Annotated in this window: 16 protein-coding genes; 9 read left to right on the top strand and 7 right to left on the bottom strand. The window is 37.4% G+C overall.

What is annotated here, in order from left to right; all coding sequences use genetic code 11:
• A partial coding sequence (locus tag BZK14_RS09860) for a prephenate dehydratase (RefSeq protein ID WP_143691437.1) occupies positions 1–591 on the top strand: 591 nt, incomplete at its 5' end.
• 16 nt (positions 592–607) lie between these two features.
• On the top strand, positions 608–970 hold the full coding sequence (folB, locus tag BZK14_RS09855) for a dihydroneopterin aldolase (protein WP_077926329.1): 363 nt from the start codon (positions 608–610) through the stop codon (positions 968–970).
• Here the strand turns inward: folB and BZK14_RS09850 are convergent.
• The 3 genes from BZK14_RS09850 to ffh form a co-directional block, all read right to left on the bottom strand.
• Positions 956–1,219 (bottom strand): hypothetical protein, encoded by a 264-nt coding sequence (locus BZK14_RS09850; protein WP_245831295.1) that lies wholly within the window; start codon positions 1,217–1,219, stop codon positions 956–958. The two genes, folB and BZK14_RS09850, sit on opposite strands and share 15 nt — an antisense overlap.
• Before the next feature lie 124 nt (positions 1,220–1,343).
• The gene (locus BZK14_RS09845) at positions 1,344–2,333 is read right to left on the bottom strand and encodes a S49 family peptidase (RefSeq protein ID WP_077926328.1); all 990 of its coding nucleotides are present in this window, start codon (positions 2,331–2,333) and stop codon (positions 1,344–1,346) included.
• Between the two features lie 32 nt (positions 2,334–2,365).
• On the bottom strand, positions 2,366–3,721 hold the full coding sequence (gene ffh, locus BZK14_RS09840) for a signal recognition particle protein (RefSeq protein ID WP_077926327.1): 1,356 nt from the start codon (positions 3,719–3,721) through the stop codon (positions 2,366–2,368).
• Between the two features lie 249 nt (positions 3,722–3,970).
• Between ffh and BZK14_RS09835 the strand changes: the two genes are divergently transcribed.
• The 7 genes from BZK14_RS09835 to rsmD all read left to right on the top strand — a co-directional run bounded on the left by BZK14_RS09835 (position 3,971) and on the right by rsmD (position 10,993).
• The gene (locus BZK14_RS09835; RefSeq protein WP_245831293.1) at positions 3,971–4,630 is read left to right on the top strand and encodes a cytochrome C assembly family protein; all 660 of its coding nucleotides are present in this window, start codon (positions 3,971–3,973) and stop codon (positions 4,628–4,630) included.
• Positions 4,631–4,632: 2 nt separating this feature from the next.
• Positions 4,633–5,376: a twin-arginine translocase subunit TatC gene (tatC, locus tag BZK14_RS09830; RefSeq protein ID WP_077926325.1), complete on the top strand. Its 744-nt coding sequence runs from the start codon at positions 4,633–4,635 to the stop codon at positions 5,374–5,376.
• Positions 5,377–5,426: 50 nt separating this feature from the next.
• Positions 5,427–6,056, top strand: coding sequence for a LemA family protein (locus tag BZK14_RS13100; RefSeq protein ID WP_245831291.1), 630 nt, complete (start codon positions 5,427–5,429; stop codon positions 6,054–6,056).
• 21 nt (positions 6,057–6,077) lie between these two features.
• Entirely contained in the window at positions 6,078–7,487 is a 1,410-nt protein-coding gene (gene gltX, locus BZK14_RS09825) for a glutamate--tRNA ligase (protein WP_143691436.1), read from the top strand.
• Positions 7,488–7,559: 72 nt separating this feature from the next.
• Positions 7,560–9,638 (top strand): glycine--tRNA ligase subunit beta, encoded by a 2,079-nt coding sequence (glyS, locus tag BZK14_RS09820; protein WP_077926324.1) that lies wholly within the window; start codon positions 7,560–7,562, stop codon positions 9,636–9,638.
• A 57-nt stretch (positions 9,639–9,695) separates the two neighbouring features.
• On the top strand, positions 9,696–10,421 hold the full coding sequence (locus tag BZK14_RS09815) for a lysophospholipid acyltransferase family protein (protein WP_077926323.1): 726 nt from the start codon (positions 9,696–9,698) through the stop codon (positions 10,419–10,421).
• Positions 10,421–10,993: a 16S rRNA (guanine(966)-N(2))-methyltransferase RsmD gene (rsmD, locus tag BZK14_RS09810; RefSeq protein WP_077926322.1), complete on the top strand. Its 573-nt coding sequence runs from the start codon at positions 10,421–10,423 to the stop codon at positions 10,991–10,993. Before BZK14_RS09815 ends, rsmD begins: the two co-directional genes overlap by 1 nt.
• On the opposite strand, the gene BZK14_RS09805 is transcribed toward rsmD, so the two are convergent.
• The 4 genes from BZK14_RS09805 to BZK14_RS09790 all read right to left on the bottom strand — a co-directional run bounded on the left by BZK14_RS09805 (position 10,973) and on the right by BZK14_RS09790 (position 13,740).
• Positions 10,973–11,512: a biotin transporter BioY gene (locus tag BZK14_RS09805; RefSeq protein ID WP_077926321.1), complete on the bottom strand. Its 540-nt coding sequence runs from the start codon at positions 11,510–11,512 to the stop codon at positions 10,973–10,975. The genes rsmD and BZK14_RS09805 overlap by 21 nt on opposite strands.
• Before the next feature lie 50 nt (positions 11,513–11,562).
• The gene (gene argA, locus BZK14_RS09800) at positions 11,563–12,795 is read right to left on the bottom strand and encodes an amino-acid N-acetyltransferase (RefSeq protein WP_245831289.1); all 1,233 of its coding nucleotides are present in this window, start codon (positions 12,793–12,795) and stop codon (positions 11,563–11,565) included.
• 1 nt (position 12,796) lies between these two features.
• Positions 12,797–13,183 (bottom strand): response regulator, encoded by a 387-nt coding sequence (locus BZK14_RS09795; RefSeq protein WP_077926320.1) that lies wholly within the window; start codon positions 13,181–13,183, stop codon positions 12,797–12,799.
• A gap of 95 nt (positions 13,184–13,278) precedes the next feature.
• Positions 13,279–13,740, bottom strand: coding sequence for an NUDIX domain-containing protein (locus BZK14_RS09790; protein ID WP_077926319.1), 462 nt, complete (start codon positions 13,738–13,740; stop codon positions 13,279–13,281).
• Positions 13,741–13,821 lie beyond the last annotated feature (81 nt).

Genomic DNA, 13,821 nt, shown 5'->3' with positions numbered 1-13,821 from the left:
GGTGAAACAACGTTACGTATTCATCAAAACTTAATTTCTGGTGCAGCTGATGTGAAGTCAGTGAAAAAAGTATTTGCTCATCCTCAGTCTTTAGCACAATGCAGAGGATGGTTAGATAAACATTTACCTCATGCAGAGCAAATAGCTTGTCATTCTAATGTAGATGCTTTAATGCAATCACAGCAGTCACCAGAAGATTCGGCTGCATTGGCGAGTGAAGAGGCTGCGCAATTTTATCAAATCCCTATTTTGGCAAAATATATCGAAGATGATACATCCAATACAACTCGATTTTTAGTGATTGGTAATAAGAAAATTGCGCCAAGTGGCGATGATAAAACAACATTTATGGTTTCAGCAAATGATCGTCCTGGTTTATTGAATCAATTGATTGAACCATTGTCAGCGCACAATGTAACAATGTCGAGAATTGAGTCACGCCCAGCACCACATACAATGTGGGGATATTGCTTCTATATCGATATTATGGGGCATCAAGATGATGTTAGGGTGCAAAAAGCTCTCAGCGAAATTCACAATCGTGCATCGCTATTGAAAATTTTGGGTTCATACCCACAAGCTCGTTATTAGGATATCATTCATTATTATGGATAAAGTATTTATTCGCAATTTAACTGCCGATGCTATTATTGGTATTTATGATTTTGAACGGGTTCAAAAACAACCTGTTATCATTACGTTAGAAATGGCTTTTGATAATAAAAAGCCCGCTTCAACAGAAAATATTTTAGATGCATTGGATTATGAGAAAATTTCAAATAGTGTAAAAAAATTAATTGAGACATCATCGTTTCAATTGGTGGAGACGCTAGCAGAATCCATTGCTCAGCATATATTGACAACTTATCGTACAGAAAAAGTAACGTTAGAATTAAATAAGCCTGAGGCCATTGCATTTGCAGATTCTGTTGGCATAGTAATAACGCGTGAGCGATCAGATTATTTCTGACTCATCGTCTGATAAGAATAAGGCAGATAGGATCGCAGCATGGTGTCCTACTGTCTTAGTTAAGTCTGATTCTATATGGGTGGTAAAACGCTGTGCAAGTTCTAGAAAAATACTATCTTGTTCTTGTGTTATATAGCCTTGGTAATCTAGTTTTAGGTGTATTAGAACATATAGTTTTGCTAGTTTTTTGGCGATGATCTCACCATCTTTTTTTTGCATACAGCGCATGAATATATCTTGTGCCGTCATTTTTTTATGCCTTTTATGTTCATTAACTTTCAAACCTTCAGTGATACTCAGTGATTAAGGGTATTGCTAAGTGTAGTATATGAAGCTTTGAAAATTATTGTTTAGCTTAATGATTATATAATAATTATCTCAATTGTATCTCAGATGATGTGTAAAAGAAACGTTGAATTGTTTCAGAACCTAGTTTTTTCATGAAGCGAGTAAAGCCATCTTCTTGTACAGTAAAGTCAACCAAATCAGGTGCTTTAATAACATCGCGTGCTAAGCTGCCTGTAGATGCTAAGCCATCAATTAAACCTAGTGGTAATGCTTGTTCGCCACTCCAAATTAATCCGCTGAATAATTCTGGTTTATCTTGTAAACGATCGCCACGGCCTTTTTTCACAGCATTAATGAATTGAACATGTACTGTATTTAAGACATCTTTCCAAAACTCATTTTCATTTACATTTTGTGGAGAAAATGGATCTAAGAATGCTTTATGTTCGCCGGAAGTATATAAACGACGTTCAATGCCTAATTTTTCAAGGGTGCCCACAAAACCAAATGATGCAGCTGTGACACCAATGGATCCTACTAAGCTTGCTTGATCAGCATAAATTTCATCAGCGGCAGAAGCAATGTAGTATGCGCCAGATGCGCCAATATCCATGATCACCGCATAGATTTTCTTATTGTGAATTTTCTTTAAGCGATTAATTTCATCATATACATATGCGCTTTGTACTGGTGAACCACCACCTGAATTGATGCGTAATACGATTGCTTTTGCTTTAGGATCTTTAAATGCTTTGCGTAGGGCAGTCGTAATTTTATCTGCACTTGCATCGGTAGTTGCTGCTATTTCACCTTCAATACGAATTACAGCTGTATATTCATTCAAAGGATTGCCGTCGCTATCCATAAATTTTCTTTGTTCATTGAGAACAGGTGTTGCTGCAAACATGCCAATGATGATAAGGAAATAAAGAGCAAAAAGTAATTTAAAGAAAATTCCCCAGCGCCGTTTTCTGCGCTGTTCAATCACGCCAGCTTGTAGCGTTTTCTCTAGCACAGAGTAAAGCTGTTGATTTAAAGCGTTGTCATTATTATTGTTATGATTAAAGTCACTCATTTGCAATTTATTCCTTGTGATTATGCTTGCGATTACTTCGGCATGAATTTTTTCATACCTTGGAAAGATCTCATGACTTTGCCGATGCCACCTTTTTTGAGCTCTTTCATCATACGTTGCATTTGCTCGAATTCTTTCACTAAGCGGTGAACATCTTGAATATCAACGCCAGAACCTTTTGCAATACGCATACGACGAGGGGCTTTTAGCAGTTTATAATCTTTACGTTCTTTTAAAGTCATTGAGTTAATGATAGCAATTTTTTTCTGGAATACAGAATCATCAGCTTTATCTTTAACTTTCTGAGAAATATCACCCATACCAGGTAGTTTATCTAAGAATGTATTGATGCCGCCCATATTTAACATCTGTTCCATTTGTGTTTTGAAATCATCTAAATCAAATTGTTGATTTTTTTTGAATTTTTCTGTTAATTCAGCAGCTTTATCTTGATCCACTTTAGATTGAATTTCTTCAACCAAGGATAAAACATCACCCATATCCAAGATGCGAGAAGCCATGCGATCTGGGTAGAATGGATCTAATGCATTCAGCTTTTCACCCATACCAATAAATTTGATTGGTTTACCAGTGATTTGACGAACAGATAATGCCGCACCACCACGCGCATCACCATCTACTTTTGTCAATACGACACCTGTTAAGGGTAAAGCTTCATCAAATGCTTTTGCAGTATTGACAGCATCTTGGCCTGTCATACTATCAACAACGAATAATGTTTCGATGGGGTCAACTGCAGTATGAATGCTTTTGATTTCATCCATCAATACATCATCAATATGTAAACGGCCTGCCGTATCCACAATTAAAACGTCGGCACCACTTTTTTTCGCCCAATCTTTTGCGCGAATTACGATATCTACAGGTTTTTCTGAAGGGTCAGATGGAATCCATTCTGCACCCACTTTACCTGCAACTGTTTTCAACTGCTCAATAGCGGCAGGGCGATAAACGTCTGCACTTACTACCATAACTTTCTTATTTTGTTTTTCTTGTAAGAAAGCTGCTAATTTACCTGTTGTTGTTGTTTTGCCTGCACCTTGTAAGCCTGCCATCAAAATGACTGCTGGTGGTTGGGCTCTTAAGTTTAGTTCTGCATTTTCAGCACCCATCACCGCGATCAATTCTTCATGAACTACTTTCACTAAGACTTGACCAGGATTAAGACTTGACATAACTTCGCGGCCAACAGCGCGCTCTTTAACTCGCTCAATAAAACTCTTAACAACCGGTAATGCTACGTCTGCTTCTAAAAGCGCCATTCTAACTTCGCGCAGAGCATCTTTGATATTATCTTCGGTTAGTCTTGCTTGTCCGCGGAGCGATTTCATCGTTTGGCGTAAACGATCACTTAAATTTTCAAACATAATGCCTCAGAAATGTATTAAATTAGTGTATTATAGTCTAGATAGTCGCCTAGTTTACTTTAATTAGGCATTCCTTTAAAGTCATTCTTCAACAATGTTGATCCCAGTAAAATTATGAATACTCTACCTTTCATAGTAAACATTACATGTTACCTAATAGCGATATTAGGAATCTTTTGTTTTGTTAAAGGAAAGCTCTCCAGAAACTGTATCAAAGTTGGTACTTTTTTTGCATGGACGGCTGTCATTTTGCACGCATGGATATTAAGCCAAGCATTGGTCAGTGATGTTGGCATCAATATTGGTGCATCTAATGCATTTTCATTGACGATACTTGCGACACTGATGATTATTTTGCCAAATATTCGTAGGCATCCAGATATTTCTATGGTTTTGTTTGTTTTGGCCATTATTTCATTGGTTGTATCAGAGAGTTATGATTCACAATTAACCCTTAATAGCACACGACCGATTTTAAGTTTGCATATTATTTTATCCATTATTGCGTATGCTGTATTGATGGTTGTTGGTGTGCAGGCTGCTATAATTGTTTTACGCCACAGTTATTTAAAAAGCCAATCTGGATACTTTTTGGCACATCTTCCACCTTTGATGGTTATGGAGAAATGGTTATTTCAATTAATGGCAATCGGTGCTGTTTTATTGACTTTAAGTTTGTTAACGGCAGTGTCTTTTATTGATAATTGGTTTGATAAACAATTTATTCATCGTTCTATTTTATCCATTGTATCGTTAATTATTTTTGTTACATTGCTAGCACTGCATCACTTTAAAGGTTTACGTGGGAAACCTGCTGCTAAATATGCATTGATTGCATTCGTTGTTCTCTTGATTGGTGTTTCTGGTTCAAGAGTGGTTCAAGAAATTTTATTTAATCGCACATCATAATTATGACGACAGAATCAAACGTAAATAAAGAAGAGAGCGCTCAGCAATCTTTAATTCAGCATCTCATGGAGCTTAGGAGTTGTATACTTAAAGCTCTTTTGGGCGTTGTGGTAATATTTTTTGGGCTGATTTGGTTCCGAAATGATATTTATACATTTGTTGCAATGCCTTTAATTCAGGCCTTGCCTGCAGGTAGTAAATTAATAGCAACAGAAGTAACATCAACATTTTTGGTACCCATTAAACTAACTTTATGGTTATCATTTTTTGCGGCGGTCCCTTGGGTGATTTATCAAATTTGGTTATTCATTGCACCAGGTTTATACCAAAAAGAGAGACGTTTAGTTTTTCCGATGGTGTTTTCAAGTATTTTATTGTTCTATTTAGGCATGATGTTTGCATATTTTGCCGTGATGCCACTGATGTTTAAATTTTTGGTGGGCACAACGCCAGATGGTGTAGAAATGGCAACAGACATCAGTCAATATTTATCAGTTATTCTAAGATTATTTTTTATCTTTGGCGTTGCATTTGAAGTTCCTGTTGCAATTATTCTATTGGTTTTAATGAATGTTATAACTGTCGATAAAATTAGTTCTAAACGTCCTTATATTATCATTGGGGCATTCATTGTCGCTGCTGTTGTGACGCCGCCTGATGTATTGTCTCAAGTAGCTTTTGCGGGGATGACAATTATTTTATTTGAAGTAGGTTTGTGGATAGCTAAACAGTTGAAACGATCATAAAAATTAGTTACATACAGAAATAATAATATTAAGAAAGATGGAGAATTAATATGATGGCAAATGTGGCAGAATTTCTAGGAATATCAGCAGTGTCTGTGGTTATTTGGATGATTGTGATTGTTGTTGTCATTGCCTTAATTATTATGATGATTTCTGTATACAATGGTTTGGTAAGAAAGCGTAATCAATGCCAAAATTCTTTTGCACAGGTTGATACAGCACTGATGCGTCGTTTTGATTTAATCCCGAATTTAGTGGAAGTTGCTAAGAAATATATGGAACATGAGCGTGAAACATTGGAGGCAGTGATCTCAGCGCGTAATCAAGCAAAAGGCAATTTGGATGCTGCTAAATCTGATTTAGGTAATGCCGCTTTAATGAATACTGCCTCGAAAAGTGAAGGAGTGCTAAATAGTGCGCTTGGTCGTTTGATGGCAGTGGTGGAATCTTATCCTGATTTAAAGGCGAATGAACAAATGCAATCATTGCATCAAGAATTAGCAACAACTGAGAATTTGATCGCTGCACATCGTCAAACTTACAATATTGATGCAACGGAGTATAATAACTACTTACAGGTTTTTCCGAATAATATGATCGGAGGAATGTTTAGTTTTAAACCGGGTGCATTGTATGAAATTAGTGATATACAACGTGAAGCGCCTAAGGTTACATTTTAATTATTTGAGATAAAGATGAGTATGAAAGTTAGAACGCGATTTGCCCCTTCTCCTACAGGGTTTCTGCACATTGGTGGTGCAAGAACAGCCCTTTATTCTTGTTTATATGCATTGCACAATAAAGGCGAGACAGTATTAAGAATTGAAGATACAGATTTAGAGCGTTCTACTCCAGAAGCTGTAGAAGCAATCATTGATGGTTTGGATTGGTTAGGCTTACACTTCAATGAAGGCCCTTTCTATCAAACAAAGCGTTTTGATCGCTATAAAGAAGTGATCGCTGAAATGCTAGAAGCAGGTACTGCTTATTACTGCTATTGCACACAAGAAGAATTACAAAAAATGCGTGATTTGGCAGAAGCTAATAAGGAAAAGCCTCGTTATAATGGTATGTGGCGCCCAGAAGAAGGTAAAACATTGCCTGCGATTCCTGAAGGTGTTCAACCTGTTGTACGTTTCCGTAATCCTGAAACAGGCGTAACAAGCTTTGATGATTTAGTGCATGGCACAATCACATTCCAAAATACAGAATTGGATGATTTGATCATTGCTCGACCAGATGGCACGCCAACTTACAACTTCTGCGTTGTGATTGATGATATGGATATGGGCATTACGCACGTTGTGCGTGGTGATGATCATATCAACAACACGCCAAGACAAATTAACATTTTAAAAGCATTGAATGCGCCAGTGCCAGCTTATGCGCACGTTGCGATGATTTTGGGTGATGATGGCCAGAAATTATCAAAGCGCCATGGCGCTGTGAGTGTCACTCAGTATCGTGATGAAGGTTATTTACCAGAAGCAGTATTGAACTACTTAATTCGTTTAGGTTGGTCACATGGCGATCAAGAGATTTTCTCTTGGGCTGAAATGATTGAATTGTTTGATCTGAAAGATGTCAACAAAGCAGCAAGTGCATTCAACACAAGCAAATTATTGTGGTTGAACCAACATTACATGGTGCAAAAAGATCCTGCTGAATTGGCAGCATTATTAGTGCCATATATGCAAGCAATTGGCATTGAAATCACAGATATGGCTTATTTAGAAGCTGCTGCAAAAGCACACGTTGCACGTTGTCAAACAATGGTTGAATTGGCAGCGATGATTCAATACCTCTATGTTGAAGAATTAACATACGATGAAGAATCTGTAGAACATCATTTAACCGCGGTATCAAAGCCAACTTTGATTGCATTGCGTGATGTATTTGCAGGCATAGATGATTGGTCATCTGCACCGTTAAAAGCTGCAATGAAAGACCTCACAAAAACATTGAACATTAAAATGGGTCAGATTGGCATGCCACTTCGCACAGCGATTGTGGGTAGAGCTGCGTCTCCGAACTTGGATGAAACATTAATCCTAGTTGGCAAAGATAGAACGCTTGCTCGTTTAGAGAAAGCAATTGAAAAAATTGGTTAAAACTTTGACCGAATCAACTAAAAAACTATAATCTTAAAGGATTATAGTTTTTTCTTTTATGGACGAAATTGAATGAGCACAGCAGACTTATTAATTGAAATTGGTACAGAAGAGCTTCCACCAAAATTCTTGAATACATTGTCGAATGATTTCAAAGGATTAATCGAAGCAGAATTGAAACAAGCAAAATTAGCATTTGAAGGCGTTGAAGTGTTTGCATCACCTCGTCGTTTTGGTTTGTTGATTAAGAATTTAGCAGGTGAGCAATCAGATTACGTGAATGAAAAACGTGGTCCTGCTGTTATTGCGGGTTTCAAGGATGGTGAGCCAACTAAAGCGCTCTTAGGCTTTGCGCGTGGTTGTGGTGTTGAAGTGGATCAATTGATCAAAGTGGCAACGGATAAAGGTGAATGGTTTGCCTTTGAAGAGAAGATTGTTGGTCAAAAGACAGCAGATTTAGTGCCTGCGATGCTAGTGAATGCATTGAATAAATTACCCATCGCTAAAAGAATGCGTTGGGAATCTCATGAATTTGAATTTGTTCGCCCTGTGCGTTGGATCGTATTATTGTACGGTAACGATGTGATTGATACGGAAATCATGGGTGTGAAATCTGATCGCACAACGCGTGGTCATCGTTTTCATACAGAAGGTACTTTGACAATCACCACACCAACTCAGTATGAAACATTATTAGAAACAGAAGGCAAGGTTGTGCCAAGCTTTGAAAAACGTAAAGCAAGCATTGTTGAACAAGTGAATAAAGCGACAGTGCAATATGGTAAAGCGATCATGGAACCTTCATTATTAGATGAAGTCACTGCATTGGTGGAATTGCCAGTTGTATTAGTTGGGCAGTTTGAAGAACATTTCTTAGATGTACCACAAGAAGCATTGATTTCTACGATGCAAGATAACCAAAAATATTTCCCAATCGTGGATAACGACGGCAATTTAACACGTTATTTCTGCTTTGTGAGCAATATTGAAAGTGAAAACCCACAAGAGGTAATCAGCGGTAATGAGCGTGTGATTCGTCCTCGTTTCAGTGATGCAGATTTCTTCTGGAATTCAGATAAGAAAATTCCTTTGGCAGATTATTTGCCACGTTTAGCAACAACAATTTTCCAAACACAATTAGGTTCACAAAAAGATAAAACTGATCGTGTAGGTGCGTTAAGTACTGTGATTGCAAAATCAATCGGTGCTGATGTGGATGTGGTTGCATGCGCTTCCGAATTATACAAATCAGATTTATTGAGTAACATGGTGCAAGAATTCCCAGAATTGCAAGGCATTATGGGGCGTTACTATGCGCTTGAACAAGGTTTGGATGCTCGTATTGCTCATTCATTGGAACAAGTTTATTGGCCAAAATTTGCAGGTGATCGCTTACCTGAAACTAAAGAGGCTCAAGCATTAGCAATCGCAGAGCGTTTGGATACAATTGTAGGTATTTTCTCGATTGGCCAAATCCCAACAGGTTCGCGTGATCCGTACAGCTTGCGTCGTGCAGCGCTAGGTATTTTACGTATTTCTGTTGAGCAGAATGTTGATTTAGATTTGAAAGATTTAATCAATGTTGCTTACTTGAACTTGCCAGCAGAATTACAAAAGCCAGAAGTTGAAGCTAAGGTATTGAATTATATTTTAGAAAGAATGAAAGCTTATACTGCTGAGTTAGGCATTGCACACGATACATTTGAATCCATTTCTGCATTGGAATTGAATAATCCATTGGATATCTTGCGTCGTTTGAATGCCATCACTGAATTCAGAAAAACTGAAGCGGCACATAGTTTGATTCAATCTAACAAGCGTATTTCTAATATTTTAGAGAAAAACTTGAAGGATCAAGCAGCAATGGCTGTGAATGCTGATTTATTGAATGAAGATGCTGAAAAAGTATTGTTCAAGGCGATCACAGAAATTGCACCAGCGTTGGAAAAATCTACAGCTGAGCATAACTATGTGGAAACATTATCGCATTTATCAACCTTGGCAGGCCCATTAGATCAATTCTTCACAGATACAATGGTGATGTGTGATGATTTGGCTGTGCGCGAAAATCGTTTGCATTTATTGAACCGTATTCGTCAATATTTCAAAGCGATAGCAGACCTGTCATTATTGCAAGATGTTTCAATTTAAAGTTTTCAAGATTAAGAAGGAGCATCAAGCTCCTTCCTTATTTAAAGGATCGTTAGTATGATTCAATGGATTCGTTCACTCATCTTTTTCATTGCCTTGGTATTGATTGCAATAATATTTATACCCTTTATGATACTTTTTTCATATTGTGTGCCAGAGCGTCGCTACTATCCTATTGTAAAGCTATGGTGTGGTTTGGCATTGTGGTTGTTAAAAGTGATCACTGGTGTAAAGTATCGTGTGAAAGGTATCGAGAAAATTGCTTTATTAAAAGAGCGACCAGCCATAATTATTTCTAACCACCAGTCAACATTTGAAACTTTTTTATATCCTGTTATTTTTCCAATTTATTGTTTTGTCCTAAAGCAAGAATTATTAAAGATTCCTTTGTTTGGGCAGGGGTTGCGTCGTTTAAATCCAATAGCGATTGATCGCTCTGAGGGGCGTGAAGCTTTGAAAATGATGATTGCAAACACAAAGGCTCGCTTATCCGATAATGTTTCTGTAATTATTTTTCCTGAAGGTACACGTGTATCACCACATGATTCTGTTCCTTTTAAGAATGGAGCATTTTTAGTTGCATCTAAATTAAAAGCACCTATTTTGCCAATCAGTGTGAATTCTGGATTAGCGTGGCCAAGAGGGCAACTTTTAAAGAATAAAGGCACTGTGGAAATCACGATTGGAGATTTCATTGAAAGTGAAGGTAAAGGTGTTCAAGAGTTGAATGATGCTACTTATGAATGGATTGAAGCAAACAAACAAAGAACATTGGCAAAATAATGGCAAAACAACAAAAGCATACTGTTAGAATCATTGCGGGTGATTATCGCTCGCGTTTATTGGAAGTTGTTGATCGCGATGGATTACGCCCAACGGGCAACCGCATGCGCGAAACATTGTTTAATTGGTTACAACCTTTTTTATATGGTGCGTGTTGCTTGGATCTATTTGCAGGTAGTGGTGCATTGGGGTTAGAAGCATTATCTCGCGGTGCAAAAGCAGTGGCTTTCAATGAAAGGGATCGTGAGGCTTTTCAAGTATTGCGTAAGAATGTCGAGAATATCTGTAAAGAGAAAGATCGCTTTCAGTTAATGAATAGTGATGCCATTCATTACTTGTCTACGAATACAGAAGAGTTTACGCTAATGTTTTTAGATCCACCTTTTGGTATGCCTGAATTATTAACGCAATCTGTTGAGTTGATTAATACAATGCCGATTTATCAGAGTGTGAAATATTTAGTGATAGAGCGATCTATCCAAATACCTACGATTCAATTAGACGGATTTGTGCTTCATCGTGAGATGAAAACTAAAGAATCAAATTTATCGCTATTTGTTCGAGCGTCTTAAATATGACATCGTACTGTAACCAATAATTGCGGATAATGTTGATTTGATAATGCCGGGTATAATGAATGGTATCATCGCAATATTGATCACTTTCATCATAGCGAGATCTTTACTGATATAGAGCCATGCACTGCCAAAAATGAGTGTGACGATGGTTGCTAGTACATTGGCAATGATAAATGTAATAAGTTTTTTAGAGAAACTTAGACATGCGCGCACAGTGATGACGTAAAAAACAAAACCTACAAGAAAGCCACCAGTGGCACCTAAAATTGCATCGAAGCCACTTTTTTGGTTGGCAAAAATTGGCAAGCCTAAGGCTCCTAAGCATAAATATCCTAAGACAGTAGCTAATCCAATTCTGCATGAGAAAATGGATGCAATGATGCCGATAGCTAGGGTCTGTCCTGTAATTGGAATCGTACCAATCGTAATGGATAATTGAGCAAAAAGGCTTAGAAAAGTAATTAAACTAATGATTAATGCGATTATTTTCAGATATTTTTGTGACTTAATCATAATTTAGTAAACTTAATTTTCAAAATTAAAGTTTACTTGAAATGAGTAGTTTACACAATATGCTTGAAGAAGACTTTAGAGTTTCGTGTGTAATCATAAACAGCTAATTTATCTTTCGGCAAATCACTGATTTTTGCTTCTTTAAAGCCATTGCCCATAAACCAATGTGCAGTTTGAGTTGTTAGTAGAAAAATTGAATCAAAGCCATTTTCATGTGCTTTATGTTCTACAAATTGCATCAACTGATTGGCTTTTTTACCTTTACGATAATCAGGGTGCACAATGAGGGAGGCAAGTTCAGCGGTCTTTTCTTCAGGGTATGGATAATATGCAACAGCGCCAATGAGCGAATTGTCGCGGAACATTAAGTAGAAATTATGTATATCTTTTTCTAACTCTTGAATACTGCGTTTCTTCAATGTGCCATCATCTTCTAATGGCTGCATTAATGCTTTCAATGCTTGAATGTCTGTCAGTTCAGCGGGTTTGATTTCATCATAAGGCTCATTCGTGATCATTGAGCCGATACCATCTCGAGTGAGTAGCTCAATGATTAATTCACCTTCTGTGGCTTTATTCAGTAAATGTATACGCTCTACACCATGTTCAATGGCAGGAATACTATTTTTAATCAGAGAGCGGATATGGATAGGGAGGTTGTCATCTTGGCTGAGCACTTTTGCTTGCGTAGCATTCATTTCTCGTGGCAACTTGTCATGCTCTGTTAAAATCATGAGTTTTTGGCATTGTAAACTGCTGGCAATTTTTTCTGCCATTTCTAAACCATCCATGATGAATGTTTCGCCAGTAGGGGCGAAACCAAAAGTAGGAATGATTAAGCAAGACGCGCTTTCCAAGATATGATTCAGAAGCTCTTTTTTGATGTTTCTAGCTTTGCCAAAATAACCATAATCAATACCATTATGAATGCCATAAGGTTTGGTTGTCACAGCACTGCTAGAAACAATGGCAGAATTAATTTGGTATTGATAGAAAGCTTGGTTCAGTAATACTTCAGCTTTACGTTGTGTGACTTGAGTTTTAACTAGCAGTTGTTCTAATTCTTCATCTGATCGTATAACGAAAGGTTGTCCGATGGGATGAGAAGGTGCGATAAGGATGATTTTGATATTCAAAGCACAAAGTAGTGCAATGTCTTTAGCGATACTGCTAGTTTGTGCTTTTGAAACTTGATCTAATAAAACAACAAAAGTACTGCCTGAATATGTATGAAAATATTGCCCTGCATCGTGCAGTACTTTTAAAATTGTTTGATTGAGCATATTACATGAACTCGTCCCAAAGTTTTTGAATGCGTTCTGGTAACTGCATTGGGTCAAAAGGTTTAGTTAAAACACCCAATAATTTAGGGGGTTTTGCTTCTGAATATGCTGCAAAATTTGCATTAGCTGTTAAAAAAATTGCTGGCGTTGAAGCATATTGTGGTTGCTTGTGCAATTCAGCTAAAACTTCAGGTCCGCTCATGCCAGGCATCATCACATCAATTAAGAACATTTGTGGTGCGAAGCCATCTACTTTTTCTAACGCTTCAGCGCCAGAGTTACAGGCTAATACTTCAAAGCCTCCAACTTCTGAGAGAGAAAACTCAATGATGCTGAGGATATCTTGGTCATCATCAATACATAAAATTTTAGTTAGTGGTGCTGCCATCAGTGTTCTCCAATTCATCAATATAGCGCATGTGTCCTTACTATATACTATATGACTAATAAAATAAATTTTGAGTTATGAATGATCAAACTACCTTATATTATTCTCGGGTCATGGGCTAAGAAAAGATCAGACCAATAGATAGCTTCTCTAACTCTTGGTGTAACCAATTTCAGTGCTTGCGCGCGGGTTGCCCATATCCAATCATTGTGTTCGGGATGGCCTAGTTCAGGGTTGATGGGTAAAGAGATTTCATATCTTTGAGTTTCTGCAAGATGATAACGTGCGATTTTCTTACCTTTAAAGTAAGCAGGTGTTTGGTAAAAATCAAATCCCCATCGAAAATTTAAATCAGTGATTGTTGTTTCTTCTTGCACTTCTCTGATGGTTGCTTCTAATGCACTTTCACCCAATTCAACTTGACCCTTAGGAAAATCCCAGAAATTATAAGCTTTCAGTAATAAATACCGAAAGCTTTTATTTTCTAAACGCACAATGATTGCACCCGAAGAGAAGATCTCAACATCATCACTCCAATGTTTATCTTCGTATTGCATGGGCGCTCTCTTATTGTTGTTAATGATAGGCAGGACTAAGTTCACGGACTGCATCCACCATGGCTTTTACGTTTTCAGGAT

It is taken from the genome of Wohlfahrtiimonas larvae (assembly GCF_002006755.1).
GTDB lineage: Bacteria > Pseudomonadota > Gammaproteobacteria > Cardiobacteriales > Wohlfahrtiimonadaceae > Wohlfahrtiimonas > Wohlfahrtiimonas larvae.
Note: the sequence above shows the minus strand (reverse complement) of the source record. Positions and strands in the feature narration are given on the sequence as shown.